The organism is Actinoplanes sp. OR16 (assembly GCF_004001265.1).
In the GTDB taxonomy this organism is placed as follows: Bacteria; Actinomycetota; Actinomycetes; order Mycobacteriales; family Micromonosporaceae; genus Actinoplanes.
The window spans coordinates 4706856-4731693 of sequence record NZ_AP019371.1 but is presented as its reverse complement, the minus strand read 5'-3'; the positions used below and the strand labels follow the sequence as shown (position 1 = coordinate 4731693).

Genomic DNA, 24838 nt, shown 5'->3' with positions numbered 1-24838 from the left:
CGCTCGGTCCTGAGCGCCTGCTCGGTCCTGACCGCACGCTCGGTCCCGGCCGCCCGCTCGGTCCTGGGTCAGGCGCTCAGGGTGTCGAGTTGTTCCTGGATGGCGGGGATGCCTACCGGTAACAGGCCGCAGGCCACCTGGGCGTCCCGGGTGTGCTGGTCCATGGTGCGCAGGACGGTGATGCTGTCCTTCACCAGGGCTACCTGGGCTTCGGCGTGTTCGGCGGTGGTCCTCGTCGTGTCCGGGATCGTGGTGAAGCGGGAGAGGTCGGTGAGGAGTCGCTCCATGCGTTCGGTGTCGGCGGAGAAGCCCCGCACCGCCGTGCGCAGGTCCTGGTTGAAGAGCAGGCGGCTCTCGGTCCGGCTCAGTTCGTCGCGGATCGCGGAGAGCTGCCGGGCCGCTTCGTCGGCGGTGGGGGCGTCGGCCCGGCGCTGGGACTGGGGGGTTCCGTCGGTGGCGCCGAGTTCGACCATGGCGGTGCAGGTTCGGTCGGTGGTGTAACGGTCGACGGCGAAGGCGCCCAGGCCGCCGAAGCCGGCCGCCACACCGGTGACGGCGGCGGTCGCGACGAGGATCTGCTTGCGTACCTCGTCGGCGCGAGTACGAGTCTTGCGCGGCATGGCGGCTCCCCACACGTCCGGATGTCCGTGTGGTGGGAGTCGGCCTCGGCGGGCCGCGCCTGAGCAGTACGGCCCGGTAGCAATCGGGCCGCTCCCGTTGAATCGTCTGAAGCGGCCTCAGCCGGCCGGCGCGATGGAGACGCCCTCGCAGAGCAGGCGGGGGTCGTCGTCAGCGGCGTCCGGGTCGAGGTCCTGGGCGCTGCGCGAACCCATCGAGTAGAGGGTGAAGCCCGGTTCGAAGCGGAAACCCTCGTCGGTCTGCTCGTAACGCAGACCGCGGTCGGCCAGTTCGGCGACCACCTCGTCGAGGAAACGGTAGGTCAGCTGGACTCCGTCGTACCAGGCCTCTTCGCCACCGCCACCGGAGTAGGCGATCTCGACGAACTCGACCGTGTCGGCGTCGGTGTAGGTGAGGATCAGCATCGGGCTGGTCTCGTAGATCTGCCGGTCGATGCGGCCCGGGTGGACGGGCGTGCCGAGCTTGCACTCGACGACCTCCCGGCTCTCCCCGATGCGTACCAGCGAAACACCCTCACCCGGCAGAATCTCCATCCGCGGATGATGTCACGAGTCGGGCGGCGAACGCTCTCACCACGACGTCCGGATCGATTGTGGTATCGATCGACGTGGTCAGCATGTCCAGCAGCAGGCCGTCGATCGCGTAGTGCAGCAGGGCGATCTCGAATGCGCCGCCGGCAAGCCCGGTCGTCGCGTGATAGGCCACGTCAGCGCGGTATCCGTCGCGCAGGGTGGCGCCGAGGACCGCTGCCAGGCCGGGACGGCGGGCCGCTTCGAGGCGCAGTTCGATCAGGGCGCGGGTCAGTTCCGGCTCGCGGGTCGTGCGCTCGACGATGTACCGCAGATAGTCCACGAACAGTTCCGGGCTCGGCTCCCTCGCCGACAGCGCCGCGACGACCGCCGGGTCCGGGGCGAACCGTTCCATGATCCGCTCACCGAGCGCGCCGAGCAGGGCGTCCCGGGAGCGGAAGTAGTTGGAGGCGGTGCCGACCGGCACGCCCGCCTCGGTGTCGACGGCCCGGTGCGTGAGGCCGCGGGCGCCGGCGGCCGCGAGCACCCGCAGACCGGCGTCGGCGAGCGCCTGACGGCGTTCCGGATTCTTCGGCATGACGAACACGGTAGCAGCAACCACTACAGGTGCTGTAGTTTCGTGACCACGACATCCGTAGTGCTTAGGAGTGGATATGCGAAAGCTCGTGTACTTCGTCGCCGGCACCATCGACGGGTTCATCGCCGCGCCGGACGGATCGTGGGAATGGATGGGCGTGACCGAGGACGTGGTCCGGTTCATGGTCGAGAGCTATCCGGAGACGGTTCCGACGCAGGCCCGCGGCCCGCTCGGGGTGCCCGACGGGCCGAACCCGCGATTCGACACGGTGGTGATGGGCCGGCGCACCTACGACCCGGCGCTGGCCGAGGGGATCACCAGCCCCTATGCCCACCTGCGCCAGATCGTGTTCAGCCGCACGCTCGCCCCGGCGAGCGATGTCGAGATCGTCGACGGCGACCCGCTGGACTTCGTCACCAAGCTCAAACAGGAGGAGGGTCAGGACATCTGGCTGGCGGGCGGCGGCGAGTTCGCCGGTCAGCTGCTACCACTCGTCGACGAGCTGGTCATCAAACTCAACCCGATCCTGGCCGGCGACGGCGTCCCCCTGGCGAAGGCCGCCTTCGACCCGCACCGCTTCACGCTGATCGGCACGAAGCCGCTGCCGAGCGGCGTGGTGGTCCTGCACTACGTCGTGCACCGTTCGGCCGACCGCAGTGATGACTCGGTGGGATAGTGCGAGGATGCGCCCGTTCTGCGCCGCTGTGGTGGTCCTGCTCGTGCTCGCCGGTGACTGCGGTGACGGGGATGCCGACGGCGGCGGTCGAGGAGGCGGGTCAGCCGGCAGCGCGGAGGCCGGTGCCGCCAGCGCCACGGCCGGCGCGACGGCGGCACGCGCGGCGAAGGCGGGAACGGCGACGGTGCTGCCCTACGTCGATGTCGCCGCCGGGAGTGACCTCGCGGCCGTCACGGCGGCTACCGGGCAGAAGGACTTCACCGCCGCGTTCGTGCTGGCCGCCGGCGCCACGGAGTGCACGCCGACCTGGGCGGGGACGACCGCCATCGACGACGCGGAGATCGCTGCCGGGCTCGCGGCGATCGGCGGGGAGGTGGCCGTCGCGACGGGCGGGGCGGACGGCACCTATCTCGAAGCGGTCTGCGACGCCGGCGAGCTGACGGCGGCGTACGAGACGGCGCTGGACGCCGCCGGCAGCAACCACCTCGACGTCGACGTGCTGGTCAACCCGGATCAAGGTTTCGACACCGACACGGTCATCGAGGCACTGGCCGCCCTGCAGGAGGAGCGGGACACCGTGATCACCCTGACCGTCCCGATGGCCGACGACGGCAGCGGGCTCGACGAGGCCGGCACGGCGTTGCTGACGAGCGCCACCGCGGCCGGCCTCGACGTCACCGTCAACGTGCTGACCATGAATCTGGAGGAGGGCACGTCCCTCACCGAAGCCGCCGAGACGGTACGGCCGAAGATCGCGAAGCTCAGCGTCACCCCGATGATCGGCGTCAACGACAGCGGCGCCGTCACGACCCTCGCCGACGCCCGGGATCTCCTCGACTACGCCGCCGCCAACGATCTCGCAGCCGTCCGGTTCTGGTCGGTGGATCGTGACGACGGCGGCTGCCCGGACGGCACCCTGACCAGCACGTGCAGCGGCATCACCCAGGACGACTACGCCTTCACCGAGCTGTTCAGCACGTTCACTCCGTGACCCGCGGGGCGTAACCCGGCGGCTGCCGGGGAGGGCCGAGGAGCGGCTTCAGGGGTACGACCTGACGCTCCACGGGCGAGCCGGGACTGAGTTCGATCTCCTCGCCGTAGAGCCTCATGGTCAGGCGGCCGCCGGAGCGGAGGCTGACCCGTACCGAGGAATGATCCGCCTCGACGAGCAGGCGCTCGCCGCTGTGCCGCAGACCGAACTTCAGACTGGTGATCCCCTCCGGCAGGCGGGGCTGCAGCGACGGGCCGGACGGCAGCTCGCGCAGGCCGCCGAAACCCTCGACGATCGCCGACCAGGCGCCGGCGAGCGAGGCGATGTGCAGGCCGTCGCGGGTGTTGCCGTGCAGGTCACGCAGGTCGACCATGGCGGCCTCCCAGGCGTAGTCGTGGGCCAGGTCGAGGTGACCGACCTCGGCGCACATCACCGCCTGGGTGCAGGCCGACAGCGACGAGTCCCGGACGGTGATCCGCTCGTAGTAGTCGACGTTGCGGGCCTTCTGCTCGTCGGTGAACGCGTCACCGCACCAGTGCATGGCGAGCACGAGGTCGGCCTGTTTGACGACCTGCCGGCGGTAGAGCTGGAAGTACGGCGCCTGCATCATCAGCGGCTCACCGACACGCGTGTCGGGGAAGTGCCAGGGCGCGTAGCGCGTGAACCCCTCGGACTGCGGATGCACGCCGAGCCGCTCGTCATAGGGGATGTGCACCGCGTCGGCGCAGGCCAGCCACTCGTCGATCTCCTCCTGGGAGACTCCGAGATCGCCGGCACAGGAGGCCGCGGCTCGCAGATTGCGGGCCGCCATCAGGTTCGTGAACACGTTGTCGTCGGCGACCGCGCTGTACTCGTCCGGCCCGGTCACCCCGTCCACGTGCCACGCCCCGTCGGCGTCGAAGTGGCCGTGCGACACCCACAGCCGGGCGGTCTCGACGAGGATCTCCGGCCCGTACGACAGCGCCGACCCGGTGACCATCCGATAGCGGTCGACGGCCCGGGCCACCACCGCGTTGAGGTGCAGCGCCGCGGTCCCGGCCGGCCAGTACGCCGAGCACTCCGCTCCCCCGATGGTCCGCCACGGGTACGCCGCGCCGCGCAGCCCGAGAGTGGCGGCGCGCTGCCGGGCGTGGGTGAGGATCGAGGAGCGCCAGCGCAGGGCGTCGGCGGCGGCCCGCGGCGCGGTGTACATCAGCAGTGGCAGGACGTAGCCCTCGGTGTCCCAGAAGGCGTGCCCGTCGTACCCGGGACCGGTCAGGCCCTTGCCGGGAATGGGCCGGCCCTCGGCGCGGGCGCCGGCCTGCAGGACGTGGAAGAGCCCGAACCGGACGGCCTGCTGGAGTGCCGGATCACCCTCGATCTCGACGTCGGCCGCCTCCCAGAAATCGTCGAGGTACGCCCGCTGTTCCGCCACGAGACCGTCCCAGCCGGTGTGACGCGCGGTGTTCAGCGCGGCGGCCACCCGGTCGCGCAGCGCTTCCACCGATCGCTCGGCGCTCCACCCGTACCCCAGGAATTTGATGATGCGCAGACGCCCGCCGGGCGGCAGCAGGGTGACCACCGTCGTGCGTGCCCAATCGGCCCGGACGTCGGTCTCCTCCTCGTAGTCGCCCTCGACGTCGATCAGGTGATCCATGCCGGCGGCCATCAGGAAACCGCTGCGCCGGGTGCGATGCAGCAGGACGGCGCCGTGCTGCTCGGTGTCCTGCTCGACCGCGATCAGGGGATCCTTGAGCGCGGCCGCGACCCTCGGGTCGTCCGAGACCTTCACCTGCTCCTCGTTGGCGGCCAGGCAGGACTGCACGGTGATCCGCACCGGCCGGTCGGTGGCCTCGACCTCGTAGGAGATCGCGGCGACCGCCCGCTGGGTGAACGAGACCAGTCGCCGGCTGCGGACGCGTACCCGCTGCCCGGCCGGCGACTCCCAGTCCACGTCGCGGCGCAGCAATCCGGCGCGCAGATCGAGGACGCGCTCGTGGGAGTGCAGGACGCCGTTGCCGACGTGGAACTGCTCGTCGTCGACCATCAGCCGGATCAGCTTGCCGTCCGTCACGTTCACGACGGTCTGCCCCTGTTCGGGATAGCCGTAGCCGCCCTCCGGGTACGGCAGCGGCCGTTCCTCGTAGAACGAGTTCAGGTAGGTGCCGGAGATCTCGTGCGGCTCGCCCTCGTCGAGGTTGCCGCGGAGACCGAGGTAGCCGTTGGCGAGCGCGAGCACCGACTCGGTCTGGGCGAGCAGGCCGGTGTCGAGCCGGGTCTCGCGCACCTGCCAGGGTTCGGGCGGGCAGATCTCTTCGCTGATCACGCCCAGGCAGTTACCGCACCCGGGCCCCGGGAAACTGGCAGTTGGCTGAGTTAGGCAGGATGGCCCGCGTGTCTCGATTGCTGATTCCGGCGATGGCGGCCGTCGTGGTGCTCGGTGGCGGGGCTCTGGCCTACACCGGTCTCGACCTGACGCCGACCGTCGCGTACAAGGCCGGGCCCTCCGCGCAGGAGATGGCCGCCATCCGGTGGGAGAAGGACGCCGACGCCCTCGACGCGGCTCTCAAGAAGGTCAAGGGCAGCTTCTCGGTGGCCTTCCTCGACGCCAGGACCGGGGAGACGTACGAGTACAAGGGCTCGGCGAAGTACGACACCGCCAGCATCGTGAAGGCCGACATCCTCGCCTGCACGCTGCTGAAGGCGCAGGACGCCGGCCGCACGATCTCGTCGGCGGAGATGAACCTGGCCAAGCCGATGATCCAGCTCAGCGACAACGACGCCACCACGGCGTTGTTCCAGCGGATCGGCGGCAAGCCGGCGGTGACCAAGTGCAACAAGACGCTGGGGCTGACCGCGACGACGATCGACGTGCGCTGGGGCCTGACCCGGACGACGGCCGAGGATCAGGTGAAGCTGCTCTCGCAGTTCGACGGGAAGGACAGCCCGCTCGACGAGGAATCCCAGGAGACCGCTTTCGATCTCATGACCGGGGTCGACGAGGAGCAGGACTGGGGTGTGCCGGTCGTCGCCACCGAGGGCGAGACCGCGACGGTGAAGAACGGCTGGGACACCCGGACCGCCGACGGCGGCAAATGGGTGGTGAACACGATCGGCCGGGTCACGTCCGAGGACGAGGATGTCGACGTGTCGCTCGTGGTTCTGTCGCGGAGCAACCTGTCGCAGGATAACGGGATGAAGCTGGTGGAGAAAGTCGCGAAACTGACACGTAAGTACCTCAAATACTAGATCGGATGACTTGTGGGTCGATCAGGTGGAATGTCTGATTGACTCCCTTCCCGTGTCATTGCGGAGAAGAACAGTCCTGAAAGCTCTCGGAGCCGCGGCCGTCGGGCTGCCCGCCATCGAGGACGAGAGACGGCGCGCCGTCGTCATCGGCACCGGCTTCGGCGGGTCGGTCACCGCCCTGCGCCTGGCCCGCGCCGGCGTACCGACCCTGGTCCTGGAACGCGGGCTGCGCTGGCCGGCCCGCCCCGGCGGCAACACGTTCCCCCGGCTCTTCGCCCCGGACAAGCGGGCGTCCTGGCTGGCCCCGGGCCCGGTGATGACCGGTTCCCCGCTCGCGGCCTGGGCGCCGTACACCGGCGTGCTGGAACGCGTCCGCGGCCGCGGCATGGACATCCTCTGCGGCGCCGGCGTCGGCGGTGGATCGCTGGTCTACCACGGCATGACGATCCAGCCGAGCGAGGAGGCGTTCGCGCGATCGATGCCGCCGGGCATGGACTGGACCGCTTTCGATCAGGATTTCTACCGTAGGGTCGCGTCGAAGTTGCGTCCCGCGCCGATCCCCCGGGATCTCCTCGGGGTGAGGCAATACCGAGCCGCGAAGATGTTCCATGATCAAGTGAGCGGGAAAGGCCTGCGCCCCTTCCGCGTCCCCCTGCCGATGGACTGGGACGTCGTCCGCCGCGAACTGCGCGGTGAGCTGCCACCCTCCTACTCGACCGGCGACGTGATCTACGGCGCCAACAACGCCGGCAAGCGGACCTTGGACGTCACCTATCTCGCCGAGGCGGAGGCGACCGGGCTGGTCCACGTGCAAACCCTTACCCTGGTACGCGACATCGAGCGTGCCAAGGACGGCCGCTGGGTCGTCCACGTCGACCGCATCACCACCGGCGGCCGGGTAGCGGCCCGCAAGAGGATCGTCACCGACGCGCTCTTCCTCGGCGCCGGGTCGGCCGGCACCACCCGCCTGCTCGTCAAGGCGAAGGCGAAGAACCTGATCCCGGACCTGCCCGACGGCGTCGGCAAGCACTGGGGCAACAACGGCGACCGGATCTTCGCGTGGACGCCGCCCGGCGACTCCCCCGGAGCACTGCAGGGCGGCCCGGCCTGCGTCGGCGTGCGGGAGCCCACGCTCACGATCATCCACGGCCCGGTGCCGTTCCCGCTCGACCTGGGCACCACGAGCCTGATCGGTTTCGGCCTGGTCGAGCCGCTCGGCGAGTTCCGCTACGACGCCGGCAAGGACGACGCGGTCCTGTACTGGAAGCAGGAGTACGACGCCCGGCTCACCACCGCGATCCGCGACCGCATCACCGGCATCGTCGGCGGCTCCCTGCTGATCGACACGACGAGGTTCGACACGACCACCTACCACCCGCTCGGCGGCGCGGTGATCGGCGCGGTCTGCGACCGGTACGGCCGGGTCCGCGACCAGCGCGGCCTCTACGTCACCGACGGCGCGCTGATCCCCGGCTCGACCGGCGCCTGCAACCCGTCGATGACGATCGCCGCCCTGGCCGAGCGGAACATGGACGCCATCCTGCCGGAAGTCATCTGACCCGTCCGGGCCCTCAACCCGGGCTGCCCGCGACCGATCCAAGACGGCGCAGCCAGGACCCGTAGATGGAAGGTGATTCCCCGTGGAGCTCGTCAGGCTTCTCTTCGCACACGCCCGCAACGCCGGCTCCTCGGAGGAGGGCGCCACCGCCGTCGAGTACTCGCTGCTCGCCGCCCTCATCGCGGGTGGCCTGATCGTCGCCGTGACCGCGCTGCGCGACGACATCAAGGCGATGATCTACACCCTGATCGCGGCGATCTAGCTAGAACGTGTCCGAGCCGGTGTTGACGCTCTCGGCCTCGCGCAGCAGGGCGGCCCACCGCTCCTTCGCGGCCGGGGATATGTAGAACCGGCTGGTTCTCAGCAGCTCCGTCTGCTCGCTGTTGAGAGCCGCGAGGGCCGGGTGCGGGGGCAACGCGGCGCAGTGCTTCTGCAACAGGTCACGGCGTTTCGGCCAGATCTTGGAGACGATCCAGACGGCCGGAACGAGGATCAGCAGCCAGAACACGAGGAACACGACGATCGACAGCAGGAAGTCGCCGACGTTGTTCACCTCGAGCCGGCCGAAGTAGATGATCTGGACGGAATAGAAGGTCGCGAGCAGGAACACGATGGACTGCGCTGCCCCGCGCAGGCCGTCCTCCATCGGCCGGACCCGCCGGGCCTGCTCGCGCAGGAACTCCTTGCGCCGTTTCCTCAGGCCGTCGTCCCACCGGGCGGCCGCGAGCGCGATCGGCTCCTCCGCGGTGGCGACCCACGCCAGCAGGGCCGCCTCGAGGGGTTGCTCCGGAGCCCGGCCGCGCCCGGTCGCCGTCACCATGCCCTCGTCGTCGATGGCGATCAGGTCCGCTGCCAGCAGGGCCGCGGCGGCCGGCGCGTAGACGTCGCCGCGGGCCTCCGGCTCGGCCAGGGCCACCACGTAGTAGGGATCGAGCTCGGGAAAACGGCCCGCCCGCCTGCGATCGATCAGGCGTTGCACGAACCAGCCTAGAAGGAGAGCCGCGAGCAGCGCGGCTGCGATGACACCCATCAATGCGGACAGCGTCATCCACACAGGATAGTGCTACTCGTCGAAGAGATGCTCCAGTCCGATCACGTCGAAGACGCGCCGCACGATGCCGAGCGCGCCGGAGAGCCGGAACCCCACTCCGGCGCGCTCGGCGGCCAGGTAACCCTCGAGGATCGCGCTGACCGCCTCGGAGTCGATGAACCGGACTCCGCGCAGGTCGGCCACCACCCCGGCGGCGGGGGCCTCCTTGACGGCGTCGACCAGCGCCTCCTCGATCTCGTCGCGGGCGCCCATGTCGAGGTCGCCGGAGAACGACAACCGGATCGGGCCGGGAGCCGAGGGCTCCCGGCTGATCATGAAGTAGTCGTCCGGCACGTTATTTGTCTACCAGCAAATATCGTCGACTGCATCCGGCGCGCGAGTGACATCATCGGCGAGCCCTCTTCAGCCGGCCCAGATCAGAGCCCTTCCGAGCTGGGACTGGAGGCCCTTGGCGTGCAGCCGCCAGATCGGGTCGGTGCCGATCAGCACCACGCCGTTGCCGGCGGCAGTGGTCCCGCGCACGATCGCGGCCTGTCCCGCGGCCTGATCCTGGCCCTGCGGAGAACCCGCCGACCACCAGCCCGCGAGCAGCGGATCCGCCGCGTAGGACTGCTCGACCGTCACACCGGCGCCGAGCCCGGTGTACCAGACCGGCTGCGCGATGAACGAGTGCGGGATCGCGCCCGAGGTGATCGGACCGCCGCTGTTCACCACGTTGACGACGCCGCTGGCCAGGCCCGGCCCGGAGTTCGCGGTCACGCTGAGCAGCCCGGCGGCGTTGCTGAACGCCGGTCCCGCGCTGTCCAGGCCGACCACGCCGCCGCCACGGGCCAGGTACGCGTCCAGCGCCGCCTTGTTCTCCGCGGTCAGCGTGGCCGGGTTCAGGGTGCTCGCGACCAGCAGAACGTCGACGTCGTCGGTCAGGGTGGCGGCGAGCGTCGCGGCGGTCACCTGACGGGCCGTGAAGCCGGTGTCGGCGAGGGTGTCCCGCGCTTCGACGCCGCCGACGTACCCGACCACGATCTCGTCGACCAGCGTGCCCGACCAGCGCTTCGGGGCCTTCGTGAAGGTGACCCGGTGCTCCTTGACGGCGGCTTTGACGAGACGCCGTGACTCGGCGGGGACGACCACCGAGCCGTCCGCCTGGCGGTAGACGCGGGCACCACTCGCGAGCAGGTCGTTCACCGCGCGCAGGTCGGCCGCGTCCTGGATGTCGAGCCGGTGGTCGGCGCGCCCGTCCGGCAGTCCACCCCGCACCACGCCGTCGTAGACCCGGTCCAGCTCGACGCGCGGCAGGTCGCTCCAGAGGGTGTCGACGGTCGCGCCCCAGGTCAGGCCCTGGCTCCAGCCGGCCGGTCCGGCGTACAGGTCGGAGACCCGGTCGGTGATGTCCGCGCCCGGCTCCAGCAGCGAGTTCACGATGCCGCGTTTCGGCTGGTGAAGATCAATGACATAGGAGCCTTCGGGGTACGTCCGACCGCCCGCCCGGAAGGACCGTTCCGCCTCCCAGACCCGTCCGCCGCTGCCCAGGAGCAGGTCGACGAGCCGTGCCGCGGCCACCGCCGAGTGCTGCCGGTCGCCGGCCGGGATCACGTAGGAACGCGGGAACTCGGTGCGGTAGTCGTCCTCCGGGCCCCAGCCGGGCACGTAGCCGTCCGGGATGTCCCGCAGCGGCTCACCGGCCCAGCCCCGGCGGTAGACCTCGGCCTGGTCGAAGATGACCTGGTCGCGATGGGTCTGGATGTACTCCAGCGACTTCTTGATCGCCACCTCGTGCACGTCGGTGTTGATCCCGGACCGGCGCAGCTTCTCGGCGGCGGTGAGGTTGCCGCGCGGGTTCAGCGGCGCCTCGATGGTGTACGGGATGCTCGACTGCAGCAACGAGAACGACGGCACGTAGATCGGCGGGAAGTCGTCCCAGACGCCCGGCTCGTCGTCCCGGAACGGGATGCGGGCGCTCTGCGTCTCCGGGTACCCCAGGTCCTTGAGGCCTTGCTCGATGCCGAGCGCGTTGGGCAGCGCGTGCTTGATGAACAGGTCGTACTCGTTGTTGACGTTGTGCGGCGGGGTGCTCGGGTGCAACAGGGTCGGGCTGACGTACCCGTGCAGGTCGAGTGTGATGATCGGCTTGACGTCGACGGCGAGCTCGCGGATCAGGTTCGTCTCCGGCTGCGAGACGATCGTCAGGTCGCGGTTCAGGTCGTAGCCGGCGGCGTTGGCCCGGGTTCCGGCGACCCGGCCGTCCGGGTTGGACGTGATGTTGAAGACCAGCCGGTTGCGCTTCAGCAGCGTCGCGACCGCCGGATCGGTGCTGGTCGCGTACTCCTCGATGACCCGCAGCGCCGCGTCGGTGCCCTCCCACTCGTTGCCGTGGATGTTGGCGTTCACGAAGAGCGGGGTCTTGTAGTCGCGCAGCAGCCGCCGGTCGGTGCGGGCCCGGACCGGGTCGTCCTCGATGAGCCGTTTCCAGCGTTCCTGCTGCTGGGCCTCGGCACGTGACTCGGGCGCGGTCACCGTGACGACGTAGAGGTCGTAGCCACCGGACGATGTGCCGGCCACCCGGGCGGAGACCCGGTCGCTCGACGCCTGCAGAGCGTTGAGCTTCGGCGCGATCTCGTCGTACGGGATGACGCCGATCGGGATCGAGGCGTCGTCCGGGTCGTCCGGCCAGACCGGGAGCGTCGCCTGGCGCGGGTAACCGGCGATGTCACCGATCGACGGCGCCGTGGGCGGCACCGAGGGCAGGGCGTCGGCGTGAGCGGCGGCAGCGTTCCCGCCGGTGACGAGGAGGACGGCAGCCGCGGTGGAGGCGGCGAGTCTTCGCAACATGATCGCCATGGTCGATGCGGACAACCAGCATCGTCAATGAACAAGCACACATTGCCTACTAACTAAGTAGGAATATAGGGTGGGCTGCCATGACACTCGACGGCCGGCTCGCCTACGACTTCGTTCCCGGCAGTGGCGACAGCGCGATCCTGCTGCTGCACGGGTTCCTCTCCGACCGCCGGGCCGGGGGACGCTTCGATCGGCTGGCGTTCGAGTACGCGCGGCTCGGCCACGCGGTGCTGCGCCTCGACTTCAGCGGCTTCGGCGCGTCGCCCGGCGGTGTGGTCGACGGCGCCCGGCTGCTCGACGACGCCGCTGTCGCGCTGGACCACCTGGACTCGCTCGGCTACACCCGCCAGGTCCTGCACGGCCACAGCCTCGGCTCGGCCGTGTCGCTGCGGGTCGCGCCGTCCCGCCCGCACGTGGTCACGCTGGTGCTGACCGGGGCCGTCACCGGCGCCGGCCAGGGCGACCGGCCGTACCCGTTCTTCACCGAGGAGCAGGTCGCCGCCTGGTACCGCGACGAGGACGTGCTCCTGCCGCTCGACGACTCCCCGATCCGCAGCCACGTGGTGGTGAACCGGCAGAAGCCCCGCCTCGGCGCGGACGGCACCCAGGAGGAACTGCTCGGCGCGGTGACGACGCCGGTCCTGGTCGTACACGGCGACACCGGCGAGCAGGAGCAGGCGCTGGCGGCGGTCACGGCGACCGGCGCGCACCTGCTGCCGCCCGGCTCGGAGATCGTGGTGATCCCCGGGGCGACCCACACCTTCTCCGAGAGTCAGGACGCCCTGGCCACGATCGTCACCGATTGGGTACGCAAGCACGTCCCCTGATTCGTCGTCAGCCCAGCAGGGCCGACGCCACGATCACGCCGAGAATCGCGCCGACGACGCTCGCGCCGGCCGCGTACCAGCCCAGCGGGCGGTCGCCGAGGTAGCCACCGACGACACCGAGCACCAGCCCGGCCAGGCCGAACAGCAGCGGTGAGAACAGGAAGGCCAACACCGCGAAGACGAAGGCCAGAATCGTGCAGACCCGAGCGGGGGTTATACCACGGCGGGTGCTCGTGGGCTGGGACATCGCGGGCTCCTCCCGGCTGGTACGTGGACGTCCCTTGTGTACCCATCCGGGTCGCCGGCTATTCACCTCAGCCGGTCAGCGCGCGCAGGCCCGCCGCCGTCAGCACGCCGAGCAGGACCGCGAGCAGCAGCGGCACCTTCACCAGGCGCGCGATCACCACGACGGCGAGCGCGACCGGCACGGTCCAATCCAGATCGGCCCACCGGCGGCCGAGCACCTCCACCACGACGAGCGCGGCCAGCAGCGCCGGCGCCAGCAACGCGATCACCCCGAGGCTCCAGCCCGGAAGCTCCCGATCGCCGAGCAGCGCCGGACCCGCGGCCTTCACCGCGAAACTGCCGGCCGCTACCGCGAAGATCGCCAACCACAGCGTCACCGGCGTACCCCCTCGGAAGTCGCCTGCTCAGCAGGCTCCTGCGCGCGAAGACCGACCAGCGCGCCCACCGTGGCGCCCAGCAGCGCGATCCCGGCCGGCACCCACCAGAGCAGCGCCGCCGCCATCCCCGCGCCGATCGCCGCGGCGAGCAGCGGACCTCGCACCGAGCGCCGCGTCCTCAGCTCGTCGAGGAGCACGAGTAGGAAGAACGCCGGGAAGACCACGTCCAGCCCGAGCCGTTCGACCAGGTCGGACGAGGGTGCACCGATCACGCCGAGCGCGGTGCCGGCCACCCACGCCGGCCACTGCACGATCGTCGCGCCGAACAGCTTCCACCTGTCGAACCGGCCGCCGCCCTGATGCGCGGCCACCCACGAGCCGTCCACGACGGCCTGCCCTTGCAACGCCCGCCGGAACCGGCCGCCGGACAGGCTCGGCCCGACCGCCAGCCCCATCGGCAGGAACCGCCCGTTGATCAGGAGCGCGGCACCGATGGCCGGCCCGACCCCGCCGCTGCCGGCCAGCGCCGCGAGCAGCGCGAACTGTGCCGATCCGGAGAAGATCAGCACGGAAGCGCCGATCGCGGCGAGCGCGCTCCAGCCCTGCTCTCTCGCGGTGGCGCCGAACGTGATCGCCAGCACGAATCCGGCCGCGGCGAGCCCGGCCCCGACCCGCATGCCGGCCAGGAAACGCTGTCTCTCCACCCCCACGACCGTACCCAGATCCGCCCGGCCCGCACCTCGGCCGCCGAGAGGCGCGCTGCTCGGCCATCTCACCCTTCCTGGATGAGGCAGGTCTCGGGCGGGCGCTCCTAGCGTCGGTTCATGGATGCTCTGCTGGGATCGCTGACCGAAACGGAACTGGCCCTGGTCCGGGAGACCGAACCGGAACGGATCGCCGAACTGGACGAGGACGCCCTGATCGACCTGCACAATCGGGTGCGGCGCGCACGGAACAAGTACGTGAAGGCGTACCGGCGGCGGGCCGCGACCCGCGTCGAGGAGGCCGGTGGACGAGGCAAGGCCCATGCGCAGAACGCCCGCCGGCGCGCGAAGGCCGAGGTCTTCGAGGGCCTGCTCGCCACGGTGAGCACGCGGCTGGCGGTGCTGGCGCAGGCGAGCGCGGCGGCGTACGAGGCCGAGCGCTTGAAGGCCGATCCCCCTCCGCGCCCCGTGCCCAAGTCCCCGAAGAAGTTGGCTCCGCAGCGTACTGATCGCCGTCCTCAATCGCCGGAGCTGCGTAAACGAGCGGCCTCCACCAGGGCGACGAACTCACGGAAGCAGGCACGCAAGGACAAGCGCTCTTGACGAACCACTGACGGGTACCTATTTTTGTCGCAAAGATTTGCAGAAAGTTTCAATCCTGTTGCAGCAAGCCGTGTCCCCGCACGGCTTGTACCCGTCCCCCGGCAGGAGTCCCCATGCCCCGAAGTCGTCTCGCCACCGCACTCGCCGCCACCACCCTCGCCGTCGGTCTCGGTGGATTCGGCGTCGCCTCGCTCGTCAGCGGACCCGACGCGTACGCGTCCCCGCCCGGCACCAAGGACGTCACCGCCGTGATGTTCGAGTGGTCCTTCGCCTCGGTCGCGAAGGAGTGCACCAACCGGCTCGGCCCGCTCGGGTACGGGTTCGTCCAGGTCTCGCCGCCGCAGGAGCACATACAGGGCAGCCAGTGGTGGACGTCGTACCAGCCGGTCTCGTACAAGATCGCAGGCCGTCTGGGTGACCGGAACGCCTTCGCCTCGATGGTCAGCACCTGCCACGCCGCCGGCGTGAAGGTCATCGCCGACACGGTGATCAACCACATGAGCGCGGGATCGGGAACGGGCACCGGCGGCACCTCGTACAGCAAGTACAACTACCCCGGCTACTACTCCGACCAGGACTTCCACTCCTGCCGGTCGGCGATCAGCGACTACACGAACCGGTCGAACGTCCAGGACTGCGAACTGGTCAACCTGTCCGACCTGAACACCGGCAGCGACTACGTCCGCGGCAAGATCGCCGGATACATCAACGACCTCGCCTCGCTCGGCGTGGACGGCTTCCGCATCGACGCGGCGAAGCACATGTCCGCCTCCGACCTGTCCGGCATCAAGGCGAAGCTGGCGAACACCGGCGCCTTCTGGAAGCAGGAGGTCATCTTCGGAAGCGGCGAGGCGGTGCAGCCGACCGAGTACACCGGCACCGGCGACGTGCAGGAGTTCCGGTTCGCCCGCGACCTCAAGCGGGTGTTCCTCAACGAGAACCTCGCCTACCTCAGCAACTTCGGGACGGCGTGGGGCTACCTGCCGAGCAACCAGGCCGGCGTCTTCGTCGACAACCACGACACCGAGCGCGGCGGCGACACGCTCAGTTACAAGAACGGGTCGGCGTACACCCTCGCCCAGGTCTTCACGCTCGCCTGGCCGTACGGCGCCCCCGACGTCAACTCCGGATACGAGTTCACCGACCACGACGCCGGACCGCCCAACGGCGGCACCGTGAACGCCTGCTACAGCGACGGCTGGAAGTGCCAGCACGCTTGGCGGCAGATCGGCAACATGGTCGGCTTCCGCAACGCCGTCTCCGGCACCGCCGTCACCAACTGGTGGAGCAACGGCGGCGACCAGATCGCTTTCGGTCGCGGCAGCAAGGGTTTCGTGGCAATCAACCACGAGAGCAGCTCGCTGACGCGGACGTTCCAGACGTCGTTGCCGGCCGGGACGTACTGCGATGTTCAGCATGGAGATCCGTCGGCGTGCGGCGCGGCTACCTACACGGTCAACTCGTCGGGGCAGTTCACGGCGACGATCGCGCCCGGTGAAGCGGTGGCGATCCATGTGGGAGCCACCGGCGGGGTCGCTCCTACGTCCTCCGTCTCGGGCGGCGCTGTCTTCGGCGTCAACGCGACGACCACTCCCGGACAGAACATCTTCGTCGTCGGCAACCAGGCGGCTCTCGGCAACTGGGCGCCGGCGAGCGCCGTGGCCCTCTCGTCCGCTTCCTACCCGGTCTGGAAGGGCACGGTCTCGCTGCCCGCCGGAACCAGTTTCGAATACAAGTACCTCCGCAAGAACGCCGACGGCACGGTCACCTGGGAGTCCGGCGCCAATCGCACGGCGACGGTTCCGGCAAGCGGGTCAGTCACTCTGAGTGACACCTGGCGCAATTGATCCCTGTACGAACGGAGCGTCCCGCCCGTCCGGGCGGGACCCTGTTCCGCGGCGGATACTGTGCTTCCCATGGTGATCCCGGCTGCCGTCATCGCCGTCGTCATGGCGGCCAACCCCGTGGCGGCGGGTTCCTCCCCCTCCACGGTCTGCCGCATCACCGATGATCGGCTCAACGAGATCTCCGGACTGCTCACCGACGGGTCCGGCTATGTCGTCGTCAACGACGGCGCCGACGATCCGGACGGCCGGAAGATCTTCTTCCTGAACAGGAAGTGCAAGGTCGTGCGTACGGTCTCCTACCCGTCCCGGCCGCGCGACACCGAAGACCTGGCCCGCGGCCCGGACGGCACCATCTGGGTCGGCGACATCGGTGACAACGGCGGCACCCGTACCACGATCGCCCTGTGGAGGCTCGCGCCCGGCGCCCGCAAACCGTCCCTGTTCCGCCTCTCCTACCCGGACGGCGCCCACGACGCCGAGGCGCTGCTCATCTCCGGCGACGGCACACCGGTAGTCATCACCAAGGACCCGGTGACGGCCGGCCTCTACGTCCCGACCGGCCCGCTGCGATCAGGCAGGACCACTCCCCTGCGCCGAGCCGGCGACGTGGCGATCCCCCTGAGCGGAACCACCAACCCGTTCGGCTTCGCCGGCCGCCTGGTCATCACCGGCGCGGGCCAGTCCAGCTCGCGAGTGGTGCTGCGCACCTATGCCGACGCCTTCGAATACGACCTGCCCGACGGCGACGTGGTAGCGGCCCTGACGAAGGGCAGCACCCGGACGACCGCCCTGCCCGACGAGCCCCAAGGCGAGTCGATCACCTTCAGCGCGGATGGTTCCTCACTGCTGACGGTCTCCGAGGGCACCGACGTCCCGATCCTGAGCTACCCCTTGCCACCCGATTCCTCTCCGCCGGCAGCCGTCTCCCCGTCCACCAAGCCTTCAGCCGAGTCACCGCAGTCCGAATCGCCGCAGGCCGGATCGCCGCGGGCCGATTCATCGCAGGCCGGGTCGCCGCAGGCCGCGCCCGCACAGGCCGACGCAGTTCCCGCTGCCCGCGAGTTCCCTCTGGGAGCAACCGCAGCAGCAGCCGCAATGATCGTCGCCGGAGCCGCCCTGGGCCTCCTCCTGGCGCGCCGCCGACACCGCCGCTGAGCCCGGCGGCTTCAATCTCCGCCGTCGCCCCTGATCCCTGCGGCTTTGATCTCATCTCCCCGAACCGCCGTCGCCGGCGAGCAGCCCGCACCACCGTGACCGTTCACTCCCGGCCAAAGGCGTCCTAGGAGGCTAGACCGAAATCGGGTGGACCATGCTGGCGGTCACTCGTGGTGCAAGCGGATGTCGTCGACCTTGACGTCGACGTTGCTCACGTGCAGGCCGTAGTTCTCGACCGCCTCGATCACCGCGGTACGCACCGCTGCGGTCACCTCCGACACCACTTCACCGGCGGCGATCACCAGGACCACGGTGAGGTCGACGTCGAGGCCGTCCACCTTGGCCGACACTCCGCGCGTGGCGTCGCCGACCTTGTCCAGGCCGATCTTGTCGAGGACGGTGTTGAAGAACCGTGCGACGTCGCCGCCGAGCTCGGCCACGCCGGGGATGGATCGCGCCGCGGCGGCAGCGAGTTTCTCGACCACTTCGCGCTCGAAGTGGGTGCGGCCCCGGTACGCCGCCGCCTCCACGACCTCGGCGCCACCGTGCTGAGGCGGCACGGCCTGAGCCACGGCGGGAAGGAAGATCTCCTGCGTGCGGTCGGCGCGGAACTCGCCGTCGTCGTTCATCAGCGTCCCTAATTCGTTGCCACCCACGAGCGCACCGAGCCTACTAGATCCACTAGCGGCGGCGGACGGGCGCGGAGGCGGGTGTAGAAAGTGATCGTGATGACTGCCACCGTCTTCCTCGTCGCGTTGTGCCTGCGCCCGGCGATCACCGCGGTCGGGCCGCTGCTCCCGCAGATCAGCGCGGACCAGCATCTCGGCGAGGCCGCCCAGGGATTGCTCGGTGCGCTGCCGTTGCTGGCGTTCGCACTGGTGTCGCCTCAGGTGCACCGGTTGTCCCGCCGCCTGGGGACCGAACGGGCGGTACTTCTCGCGCTGCTGGTTCTCGCTGCGGGTGGCGTCGTCCGTTCGTACACGGGAAGTGGGGGTCTCTGGGTTGGCACCCTCGTGATCGGCTGTGCCATCGCGGTCGGCAATGTGCTGGTCCCGGCAATCGTGAAGCGGGATTATGCCCGGAATGTCTCGCGCGCGACCGGCTTCTACACGGCGTTCATCACGCTCGCGGCGGCGACGGCCTCGGCGCTGGCCGTGCCGATCGCCGGGCTGGCCGACTGGCGGCTGGCGCTCGCCATCTGGTCGCTGCTGGCGCTCATCGTGGCGGTGATCTGGCTGCCCCGCACCCGGACACTCCAAGATCGCCCAAGTCCGGCCACGACAAGCAGTCCGGAAACGATCAGCGTGTGGAGGCAGCCGCGCGCCTGGCTGATCACCGCGTTCATGGGCCTGCAGTCGACCACTTTCTACGTGCTCGTCACCTGGCTGCCGACCATCGAGATCGACGGTGGACTATCCGAACGCACCGCCGGCCTGCACCTCTTCCTCTTCCAGGGCATGGGCATCCTCGGCGGCCTGGCGATCCCGTTCCTGCTCCGCCCGGAGCGCCTCCGCCCGGCCGGCGCGGTGATCGCCAGCCTCCCCGTCCTGATCGCGATCATCGGGCTGCTGGCGGCGCCGGGCATCGCCGTCGTCTGGGCCGCGATCGCCGGGCTGGGTCAGGGCGCCGCACTGGTGACCGCGCTGACCTTGATCAGCCTCGGCGGCAGGGACCACGCCGAGACGACAAGGCTGTCCGGAATGGCCCAGTCACTGGGCTACCTGCTGGCGGCCTGCGGGCCCTTCCTGGCCGGTCTGCTCGCCGAGCAGACCGGCACGTGGAAAGCGTCGCTTCTTCTGGTGGCGGGATTCGCTGTTCTGCAGGTCGTGGTGGGCGCGGCTGCCGCCCGGACTAGGACGCCAGCAACTGTTTGACGGTCGCCGCGTCCTCATTCGCGCCGAACAGTGGAGTGCCGGGCTCCATTCGTACCCCCGTGGAGAGCGGCCCGGCAATCACCGCGTCGAAGCCGAGAGAATCGATGAAAGCCGCGGCGGCGGCGAGGGCGGAATCGTCGTCACCGGCGATGGCGATGGCTTTCCTCCCCGGCGAGCCGGCTTTCGCGGACTCCGCCTCGACGTCGTGATAGCCCATGTGGTTGAAGCCTTTGACGACCCGCGACTCCGGCAGGAACGCCTGCACGAGCTCACTGGACGAGCCCAGGTCAGTGCGGACACCGTCCACTTCCCACCAGTAGTTCATGGCGTCGATCACCAGTTTCCCGCGCAATTCCGCGGCCGGAACCGTCTGGTACTTGCCGAGCGGCAACGCCAGAACGACGATGTCCGCCTTCGCCGCCACCTCCGTGGCGGAAACCGCCGAAGCACCCGGAACCAGCACCTGGACGATCAGCCGGATCTTCGCCGGATCGCCCGATCCGGCGACCAGAACGTCATAACCGGCGGCCACCGCGAGCCGCGCCAGAACGGTGCCGAGTTTCCCCGCACCGAGAATGCCGACCGTCGTCATTCCGCCATCATCTCCCGCACCATCGGAGCGACCTTAGCGCCGAACAATTCCACCGCGCGCATCCGGGCGCTGACCGGCTGCGCACCGGCCGTGTAGATCAGGTCGAACCGGCCCACACCGAGCGCTCCCGCTCCCTTGGCGATCTTGCGCGCGACCGTTTCCGGCGAGCCGATGTAGAGCGATCCGTGCTCCACCTCGGCGTCGAACTCGGCCTTGCGCAGCGGCGGCCAGCCGCGAAGGGCGCCGATCCGGTCCCGCTGGATCTTGTAGTGCGGGTAGAAGATCTCCTTGGCCAGTTCGTCGGTGTCCGCGATGAATCCCGGCGAATGCATCCCGACCGGCTGCGCGACGGTGCCGAGCTGCTCGGCGGCGCGCTTGTAGAGGTCGACGTAGGGAGCGAACCGCTCGGGTTGTCCGCCGATGATCGCCAGCATGAGCGGCAGACCGTGCCGGGCCGTGCGCACCACCGACTGCGGTGATCCACCGACGCCGACCCAGGTCGTCAGCCGGCCGGACTCGGTCTTCGGGAACACATCAGCGTCGATGAGAGCCGGGCGGGTCTGACCGTTCCAGGTCACCGGCCGCTCGTCCAGCAGCTTCACGAAGAGGTCAAGCTTCTCCTCGAAGAGCAGGTCGTACTGGCTCATGTCGAAGCCGAACAGCGGGAACGACTCGGTGAACGAGCCGCGTCCGAGAATGACCTCCGCGCGCCCGTTGGCGATCGCATCCACCGTGGCGAATCGCTGGAACACTCGAACCGGGTCGTCCGAGCTGAGCACCGTCACACCGGAACCGAGCTTGATCCGCTTGGTGAGCCCGGCGATGCCGGCCAGGACGGTCTCCGGCGTGGAGATCGAGTACTCCGGGCGGTGATGCTCGCCGAGCGCGATCGCGTCGACGCCGAGTTCGTCGGCGAGCACGGCCTCGGCCACGACCTGCCGAATCGCGGCGGCGTGCGAGACGAGCGCGCCGCTGTCGTCCTGAGGGACGTCACCGAACGTGTCGAGTCCGAGAAACATGGCTTCCTCCGTTGCTCCATGATTGACGTGTCAATCAGTATGATGGACACGTCAACTACCGGAGGTGAGCGTTTATGCCCCGAAGCCTTCCCGATCGCGTCGAGCTCCAGACCTGGCGCGACTTCATCGAGACGACCGACCTGCTCCGTGCCCGGATCGCCGCCCGCCTACAGTCCGATTCCGGCCTCTCCCCCGGCGACTACGCGGTGCTGCTCGCGCTCACCGAGGCACCCGGCAACCGCATGCGCTCGTCCGACCTGGCCGCTCACATCAGCTGGGAGCGAAGCCGCCTTTCTCACCATCTGGGGCGAATGGAGCGCCGCGGCCTGCTGGCCCGCGAGAACTGCTCCTCCGACAACCGCGGCGCCGAGGCGGTCCTCACACCCGCCGGCAAGTCCGCTTTTGACAGCGCGACCGCGCCCCACCTCCGCGCCATCCGAGAGCTCTTCGTCGATGGCCTGACCCCGGCCCAGCTGGCCGCCGCCGCCGACCTCGCATCAGCTCTCCAAGAACACCTGAAGAGGCCGTAGACCCCGTCGCCGGCCGCGCAACACATGCGCGCGTGCGCTCGCCGCCCGGGCCGACCCCACCGGCTGCACAACAGAGCGGACGAATCGGCGTCGAGACAGCTCTGCCAAAACAGCTTGATCGTCAGGCCCGGCGGTGACCGATGGTGGCTTCCTGGAGGTGTCCAAGCCGTCACCGGCGACCGACCATCACTGAGACCGACCATCACTGAGACCGGCCGCGACTCCGGCTGTGACTGGTGGTCGACAAAACGGGCACCCGACAGCGATGAATCACAGCCGGTTCACGGGCCACCTCCGCGGAACCGGCCGGCAAGCGCCACACGCCGACTACGCGACACGCAGAGACAGCATGACGCCGGGACGACGGGCGCGTCGCTCGCCATCCCGGCATCGTCAAAACGGCCGGGGCCCGGTCAGACGCCGGAGCCCGGTCAGACGCCGGAGCCCGATCAGACCCGGCACTGCCAGCTGCGCGCGTCGTAGAAGTCGGCGAAGCGGTCGAGGCGGGCGTAGCCGGAGGTCAGCGTCGAGCAGGCCGTCGGCACGTCGATGTCGTAATAGGTCGGGCCGGCCCGGCTGTACTGCACACAGTGCCAGTCATAGACGGTGTCGCCGAGCAGCGCCGACCCGCTGTAACCCTTGCCGGTGCAGTACGACTCGAAGTCCGGCGTCACCACGTCCGGCTGCACCGACCAGCACGACACCGAGGTCGGATCGTAGAAGTCGGCGATCCGGTCGACGATGTGCTCGTTGCCGTACGCCCACTGGCAAGCGGCGTCGAACGCGAGATCACCCTGCCGACCGTCGGCGACGCAGTGCCAGTCGTAGGCGGTGGAGCCGGTCAGCGCCGCGTCGGCATAGCCGAGAGTCCGGCAGTAGGCGCCGATGTCGAGCCCGCCGAGCTGGGTGGGCGGCGGCGGAGAGGCGCTGGCCGGCGTGACGGCGGCGAGCACGCCGGCGATGCCCATGAGCAGCGCGAGGAACAACTTGCTGATCGAACGCATAGCACTCCTGGATTCCATAAGGATCCCTCAATAGCCCGAAATTTCGTGAGAGATCCTCCCCAGTGGAGGGAGGCATGCATAGCCTAGGATGAATCGAACGGATTGCAAGAGTTTGCAAGGTGTGAATCAACTTGCAGAACGATGACCGGGAGATGGACTCACCGGCAGCGACGGACCGTGAATCTCCCGATGCAGCCGCTCCATCCGCTGGTCCAGCCGCGCCGCGTCCTCCGCCGCAGCCGTCAGCTCATCCCGCAGCCGAGCCGGGACTTGCGGGCTGTGCTTGTAGTAGATCTTGTGCTCCAGGCTCGCCCAGAAGTCCATCGCCACCGTCCTGAGCTGCACCTCCACCGGCACCGACACGACCCGATCGGACATGAAGACCGGAATCTCGACGAGCAGATGCAGGCTGCGATACCCGTTGGGCTTCGGCTTCTGGATGTAGTCCTTGGTCAGCACCAGGTCGACGTCCGGCTGCCGGGTCAGCATCTCAGTGACCGTGTAGACGTCCGAGACGAAGCCGCACACGACCCGGATGCCCGCTATGTCACGGATCCGGTTGCGCAAGTCGGCGTACGTGAGCGGGCACCCGATGCGCTGCGCTTTCGCCGCGATGCTCGCCGGCGTCTTCAATCGCGGCCGGATGTGCTCGATCGGATTGCCGGTGCCACGGTGCGCCAGCTCCTCCGCCAGGATCTCGATCTTCGTCTTGATCTCGGCGAGCCCGAACCGATACACCATCAGGAAGTGATCCAGATCGGTCATGTGATCGCGGAGCACCTCGGGCACGGGTCCGGTGCCGCGCGGCACTAACTGCCCGTCGTCTGCTCCCGGACGCGAGTTCGCCACCCCGGTGAACCTATCGGTTTCCGCAGCTCCCGGCGCACGTTTGCCTCCACCCGCTGCCCCGCCGAGGTTCCGGCGAGCACCAGCACCACTCCAGCGACGACCACCGGCGTCAGGTGTTCCCCGCCCACCCCCACACCGATCAGAACCGCCCACACCGGCTCCGTGCCCAGCAGCAGCGAGGCACGCGCGGCCGACGTCCGGCGCACCGCCCACAGCTGCACGAGAAACGCGAAGACGCTGCAGCCCAGAGCCAGATAGGTCACCCCAAACCATTGATTGATTCCGTACGAGGAGAGCGCCGTCCCCAGATCAGCTCCAGCGGCCGCCGTGAACAGCACCGCCCCGACGACCGTCTGCACCGTGACCAGCGTGAACGTGTCGTGGTTCCGGCCGAGGGCCAGATGCCCGGAGAGCGTCACGTGCGCGGCCCGGATCACCGCGGCGACCAGGATGAGCGCGTCCCCGATCGACGGCTCCGCCAGTCCCGGGCCGGAGACCAGCAGAAACACTCCCCCGACGGCCACCGCGGCGGACAGGAAGAACCGCGGTGGAAGCCAGCGACGCCGGATGACGCCTTCGAGCAGCGGCGTGAGCAGGATCGTCAGGCTGATCAGGACGCCCGCGTTGGTGGCGGACGTGTGCGCCACTCCGTAGGTCTCGAAGGCCAGCACCGAAGCTTGCGTCAATCCGAGCAGCACCCCGACAGCGATCTCCCGCCGATTCCAAGATCCGCTGAACGGGCGACGACCACTCCAAGATCCGCTCAAGGGCCGACGGACGCTCCAAGATCCGGTCAGTGGGCGACGCACGCTCCAAGATCCGGTCAGTCGGCGACGCACGCTCCAAGATCCGGTCAGTCGGCGACGCACGCTCCAAGATCCGGTCAGTCGGCGACGGACGCTCCAAGATCCGGTCAGTCGGCGACGCACGGCTGCTCGGCGGAATGCCAGGACGGGCAGCATCGCGGCGGCTGAGATCAGGTAGCGCAGTGCCAGCAGGGCCAGCACCCCACCGGCCGTCGTCAGGTCCTTGGCGACGAGATAGCTGCTGCCCCAGACGACGGCGACGGCCAGGAGAGGAAGGTCTTTGAGCACGTTCCGCAGCTTGCGTCCGGCCGACGATG

27 protein-coding genes are annotated in these 24838 nt (G+C 69.4%); 11 read left to right on the top strand and 16 right to left on the bottom strand.

Annotated features, from left to right (window positions below):
* Positions 1 to 68: 68 nt before the first annotated feature.
* The 3 genes from EP757_RS44635 to EP757_RS21765 all read right to left on the bottom strand — a co-directional run bounded on the left by EP757_RS44635 (position 69) and on the right by EP757_RS21765 (position 1746).
* The gene (locus tag EP757_RS44635) at positions 69 to 620 is read right to left on the bottom strand and encodes a hypothetical protein (RefSeq protein WP_127548800.1); all 552 of its coding nucleotides are present in this window, start codon (positions 618 to 620) and stop codon (positions 69 to 71) included.
* Positions 621 to 737: 117 nt separating this feature from the next.
* Positions 738 to 1172, bottom strand: a complete 435-nt coding sequence (locus EP757_RS21770; RefSeq protein ID WP_127548798.1) for a hypothetical protein — start codon at positions 1170 to 1172, stop codon at positions 738 to 740.
* Positions 1153 to 1746 carry a TetR/AcrR family transcriptional regulator gene (locus tag EP757_RS21765; protein WP_127548796.1) on the bottom strand — a complete coding sequence of 198 codons (594 nt, stop codon included), beginning with the start codon at positions 1744 to 1746 and terminating at the stop codon, positions 1153 to 1155. Before EP757_RS21765 ends, EP757_RS21770 begins: the two co-directional genes overlap by 20 nt.
* Positions 1747 to 1822: 76 nt before the next feature.
* On the opposite strand from EP757_RS21765, the gene EP757_RS21760 reads away from it, so the two are divergent.
* Together EP757_RS21760 and EP757_RS21755 are read left to right on the top strand one after the other, a co-directional pair.
* Positions 1823 to 2422, top strand: a complete 600-nt coding sequence (locus tag EP757_RS21760) for a dihydrofolate reductase family protein (protein ID WP_127548795.1) — start codon at positions 1823 to 1825, stop codon at positions 2420 to 2422.
* Positions 2423 to 2429: 7 nt separating this feature from the next.
* Positions 2430 to 3413, top strand: coding sequence for a glycosyl hydrolase (locus EP757_RS21755; RefSeq protein ID WP_127548793.1), 984 nt, complete (start codon positions 2430 to 2432; stop codon positions 3411 to 3413).
* On the opposite strand, the gene EP757_RS21750 is transcribed toward EP757_RS21755, so the two are convergent.
* A complete protein-coding gene (locus tag EP757_RS21750) occupies positions 3403 to 5718 on the bottom strand; it encodes a glycoside hydrolase family 65 protein (protein ID WP_127548791.1) in 2316 nt (771 codons plus the stop codon). The genes EP757_RS21755 and EP757_RS21750 overlap by 11 nt on opposite strands.
* 59 nt (positions 5719 to 5777) lie before the next feature.
* Here EP757_RS21750 and EP757_RS21745 point away from each other — a divergent pair, with 59 nt between their 5' ends.
* The 3 genes from EP757_RS21745 to EP757_RS21735 all read left to right on the top strand — a co-directional run bounded on the left by EP757_RS21745 (position 5778) and on the right by EP757_RS21735 (position 8461).
* Entirely contained in the window at positions 5778 to 6641 is an 864-nt protein-coding gene (locus EP757_RS21745) for a serine hydrolase (RefSeq protein WP_370457675.1), read from the top strand.
* 52 nt (positions 6642 to 6693) lie between these two features.
* A complete protein-coding gene (locus EP757_RS21740) occupies positions 6694 to 8199 on the top strand; it encodes a GMC oxidoreductase (protein ID WP_197725338.1) in 1506 nt (501 codons plus the stop codon).
* Between the two features lie 82 nt (positions 8200 to 8281).
* Complete coding sequence (locus EP757_RS21735) at positions 8282 to 8461, top strand: Flp family type IVb pilin (protein WP_127548787.1); 180 nt, start codon at positions 8282 to 8284, stop codon at positions 8459 to 8461.
* Here the strand turns inward: EP757_RS21735 and EP757_RS21730 are convergent, their stop codons facing one another.
* The 3 genes from EP757_RS21730 to EP757_RS21720 all read right to left on the bottom strand — a co-directional run bounded on the left by EP757_RS21730 (position 8462) and on the right by EP757_RS21720 (position 12079).
* Positions 8462 to 9247, bottom strand: a complete 786-nt coding sequence (locus EP757_RS21730; protein ID WP_127548785.1) for a hypothetical protein — start codon at positions 9245 to 9247, stop codon at positions 8462 to 8464.
* Positions 9248 to 9262: 15 nt separating this feature from the next.
* The gene (locus EP757_RS21725; RefSeq protein ID WP_127548783.1) at positions 9263 to 9583 is read right to left on the bottom strand and encodes an STAS domain-containing protein; all 321 of its coding nucleotides are present in this window, start codon (positions 9581 to 9583) and stop codon (positions 9263 to 9265) included.
* 69 nt (positions 9584 to 9652) lie between these two features.
* Positions 9653 to 12079, bottom strand: a complete 2427-nt coding sequence (locus EP757_RS21720) for a M14 family zinc carboxypeptidase (protein WP_127548781.1) — start codon at positions 12077 to 12079, stop codon at positions 9653 to 9655.
* An 89-nt stretch (positions 12080 to 12168) separates the two neighbouring features.
* Here EP757_RS21720 and EP757_RS21715 point away from each other — a divergent pair, with 89 nt between their 5' ends.
* The gene (locus EP757_RS21715) at positions 12169 to 12915 is read left to right on the top strand and encodes an alpha/beta fold hydrolase (RefSeq protein WP_127548779.1); all 747 of its coding nucleotides are present in this window, start codon (positions 12169 to 12171) and stop codon (positions 12913 to 12915) included.
* Between the two features lie 7 nt (positions 12916 to 12922).
* Here EP757_RS21715 and EP757_RS21710 read toward each other — a convergent pair whose 3' ends face one another.
* From EP757_RS21710 to EP757_RS21700, 3 genes are all read right to left on the bottom strand, one after another.
* A complete protein-coding gene (locus EP757_RS21710) occupies positions 12923 to 13162 on the bottom strand; it encodes a hypothetical protein (RefSeq protein WP_127548777.1) in 240 nt (79 codons plus the stop codon).
* Positions 13163 to 13229: 67 nt separating this feature from the next.
* Entirely contained in the window at positions 13230 to 13538 is a 309-nt protein-coding gene (locus EP757_RS21705; protein WP_127548775.1) for an AzlD domain-containing protein, read from the bottom strand.
* Positions 13535 to 14242 carry an AzlC family ABC transporter permease gene (locus EP757_RS21700; protein WP_232049927.1) on the bottom strand — a complete coding sequence of 236 codons (708 nt, stop codon included), beginning with the start codon at positions 14240 to 14242 and terminating at the stop codon, positions 13535 to 13537. The genes EP757_RS21705 and EP757_RS21700 overlap by 4 nt, the downstream gene beginning before the upstream one ends.
* Before the next feature lie 120 nt (positions 14243 to 14362).
* Here EP757_RS21700 and EP757_RS21695 point away from each other — a divergent pair, with 120 nt between their 5' ends.
* The 3 genes from EP757_RS21695 (at position 14363) to EP757_RS21685 (ending at position 17847) form a co-directional block, all read left to right on the top strand.
* Positions 14363 to 14845, top strand: a complete 483-nt coding sequence (locus tag EP757_RS21695; protein ID WP_127548771.1) for a hypothetical protein — start codon at positions 14363 to 14365, stop codon at positions 14843 to 14845.
* A 113-nt stretch (positions 14846 to 14958) separates the two neighbouring features.
* Complete coding sequence (locus tag EP757_RS21690; RefSeq protein WP_127548769.1) at positions 14959 to 16692, top strand: carbohydrate-binding module family 20 domain-containing protein; 1734 nt, start codon at positions 14959 to 14961, stop codon at positions 16690 to 16692.
* A gap of 69 nt (positions 16693 to 16761) precedes the next feature.
* Positions 16762 to 17847: a hypothetical protein gene (locus EP757_RS21685; RefSeq protein ID WP_232049926.1), complete on the top strand. Its 1086-nt coding sequence runs from the start codon at positions 16762 to 16764 to the stop codon at positions 17845 to 17847.
* A gap of 164 nt (positions 17848 to 18011) precedes the next feature.
* Here the strand turns inward: EP757_RS21685 and EP757_RS21680 are convergent, their stop codons facing one another.
* Positions 18012 to 18476, bottom strand: a complete 465-nt coding sequence (locus EP757_RS21680) for an Asp23/Gls24 family envelope stress response protein (RefSeq protein WP_127548767.1) — start codon at positions 18474 to 18476, stop codon at positions 18012 to 18014.
* Between the two features lie 99 nt (positions 18477 to 18575).
* Between EP757_RS21680 and EP757_RS21675 the strand changes: the two genes are divergently transcribed.
* Positions 18576 to 19721, top strand: coding sequence for an MFS transporter (locus tag EP757_RS21675; protein WP_127548765.1), 1146 nt, complete (start codon positions 18576 to 18578; stop codon positions 19719 to 19721).
* On the opposite strand, the gene EP757_RS21670 is transcribed toward EP757_RS21675, so the two are convergent.
* Complete coding sequence (locus tag EP757_RS21670) at positions 19699 to 20313, bottom strand: NADPH-dependent F420 reductase (RefSeq protein ID WP_127548763.1); 615 nt, start codon at positions 20311 to 20313, stop codon at positions 19699 to 19701. The two genes, EP757_RS21675 and EP757_RS21670, sit on opposite strands and share 23 nt — an antisense overlap.
* The gene (locus EP757_RS21665; RefSeq protein ID WP_127548761.1) at positions 20310 to 21332 is read right to left on the bottom strand and encodes an LLM class flavin-dependent oxidoreductase; all 1023 of its coding nucleotides are present in this window, start codon (positions 21330 to 21332) and stop codon (positions 20310 to 20312) included. Before EP757_RS21665 ends, EP757_RS21670 begins: the two co-directional genes overlap by 4 nt.
* Before the next feature lie 74 nt (positions 21333 to 21406).
* On the opposite strand from EP757_RS21665, the gene EP757_RS21660 reads away from it, so the two are divergent.
* Positions 21407 to 21862 (top strand): MarR family winged helix-turn-helix transcriptional regulator, encoded by a 456-nt coding sequence (locus EP757_RS21660; RefSeq protein ID WP_127548759.1) that lies wholly within the window; start codon positions 21407 to 21409, stop codon positions 21860 to 21862.
* A gap of 449 nt (positions 21863 to 22311) precedes the next feature.
* Here the strand turns inward: EP757_RS21660 and EP757_RS21655 are convergent, their stop codons facing one another.
* The 3 genes from EP757_RS21655 to EP757_RS21645 form a co-directional block, all read right to left on the bottom strand.
* Positions 22312 to 22866: a hypothetical protein gene (locus EP757_RS21655; RefSeq protein ID WP_127548757.1), complete on the bottom strand. Its 555-nt coding sequence runs from the start codon at positions 22864 to 22866 to the stop codon at positions 22312 to 22314.
* A 126-nt stretch (positions 22867 to 22992) separates the two neighbouring features.
* Positions 22993 to 23631 carry a GTP pyrophosphokinase family protein gene (locus EP757_RS21650; RefSeq protein ID WP_232049925.1) on the bottom strand — a complete coding sequence of 213 codons (639 nt, stop codon included), beginning with the start codon at positions 23629 to 23631 and terminating at the stop codon, positions 22993 to 22995.
* Positions 23632 to 23675: 44 nt separating this feature from the next.
* Positions 23676 to 24809, bottom strand: coding sequence for a DMT family transporter (locus EP757_RS21645; protein WP_232049924.1), 1134 nt, complete (start codon positions 24807 to 24809; stop codon positions 23676 to 23678).
* Positions 24810 to 24838: the final 29 nt, after the last annotated feature.

Coding starts and splice junctions, on each gene's coding strand:
- EP757_RS21650 (WP_232049925.1), bottom strand. CDS start 23,631: ATGACCGATCTGGATCACTTCCTGATGGTGTATCGGTTCGGGCTCGCC.
- EP757_RS21765 (WP_127548796.1), bottom strand. CDS start 1,746: ATGCCGAAGAATCCGGAACGCCGTCAGGCGCTCGCCGACGCCGGTCTG.
- EP757_RS21675 (WP_127548765.1), top strand. CDS start 18,576: ATGACTGCCACCGTCTTCCTCGTCGCGTTGTGCCTGCGCCCGGCGATC.
- EP757_RS21755 (WP_127548793.1), top strand. CDS start 2,430: ATGCGCCCGTTCTGCGCCGCTGTGGTGGTCCTGCTCGTGCTCGCCGGT.
- EP757_RS21690 (WP_127548769.1), top strand. CDS start 14,959: ATGCCCCGAAGTCGTCTCGCCACCGCACTCGCCGCCACCACCCTCGCC.
- EP757_RS21660 (WP_127548759.1), top strand. CDS start 21,407: ATGCCCCGAAGCCTTCCCGATCGCGTCGAGCTCCAGACCTGGCGCGAC.
- EP757_RS21745 (WP_370457675.1), top strand. CDS start 5,778: ATGGCCCGCGTGTCTCGATTGCTGATTCCGGCGATGGCGGCCGTCGTG.
- EP757_RS21730 (WP_127548785.1), bottom strand. CDS start 9,247: ATGACGCTGTCCGCATTGATGGGTGTCATCGCAGCCGCGCTGCTCGCG.
- EP757_RS21760 (WP_127548795.1), top strand. CDS start 1,823: ATGCGAAAGCTCGTGTACTTCGTCGCCGGCACCATCGACGGGTTCATC.
- EP757_RS21720 (WP_127548781.1), bottom strand. CDS start 12,079: ATGTTGCGAAGACTCGCCGCCTCCACCGCGGCTGCCGTCCTCCTCGTC.
- EP757_RS21710 (WP_127548777.1), bottom strand. CDS start 13,162: ATGTCCCAGCCCACGAGCACCCGCCGTGGTATAACCCCCGCTCGGGTC.
- EP757_RS44635 (WP_127548800.1), bottom strand. CDS start 620: ATGCCGCGCAAGACTCGTACTCGCGCCGACGAGGTACGCAAGCAGATC.
- EP757_RS21715 (WP_127548779.1), top strand. CDS start 12,169: ATGACACTCGACGGCCGGCTCGCCTACGACTTCGTTCCCGGCAGTGGC.
- EP757_RS21665 (WP_127548761.1), bottom strand. CDS start 21,332: ATGTTTCTCGGACTCGACACGTTCGGTGACGTCCCTCAGGACGACAGC.
- EP757_RS21685 (WP_232049926.1), top strand. CDS start 16,762: ATGGTGATCCCGGCTGCCGTCATCGCCGTCGTCATGGCGGCCAACCCC.
- EP757_RS21670 (WP_127548763.1), bottom strand. CDS start 20,313: ATGACGACGGTCGGCATTCTCGGTGCGGGGAAACTCGGCACCGTTCTG.
- EP757_RS21680 (WP_127548767.1), bottom strand. CDS start 18,476: ATGAACGACGACGGCGAGTTCCGCGCCGACCGCACGCAGGAGATCTTC.
- EP757_RS21770 (WP_127548798.1), bottom strand. CDS start 1,172: ATGGAGATTCTGCCGGGTGAGGGTGTTTCGCTGGTACGCATCGGGGAG.
- EP757_RS21655 (WP_127548757.1), bottom strand. CDS start 22,866: ATGCGTTCGATCAGCAAGTTGTTCCTCGCGCTGCTCATGGGCATCGCC.
- EP757_RS21695 (WP_127548771.1), top strand. CDS start 14,363: ATGGATGCTCTGCTGGGATCGCTGACCGAAACGGAACTGGCCCTGGTC.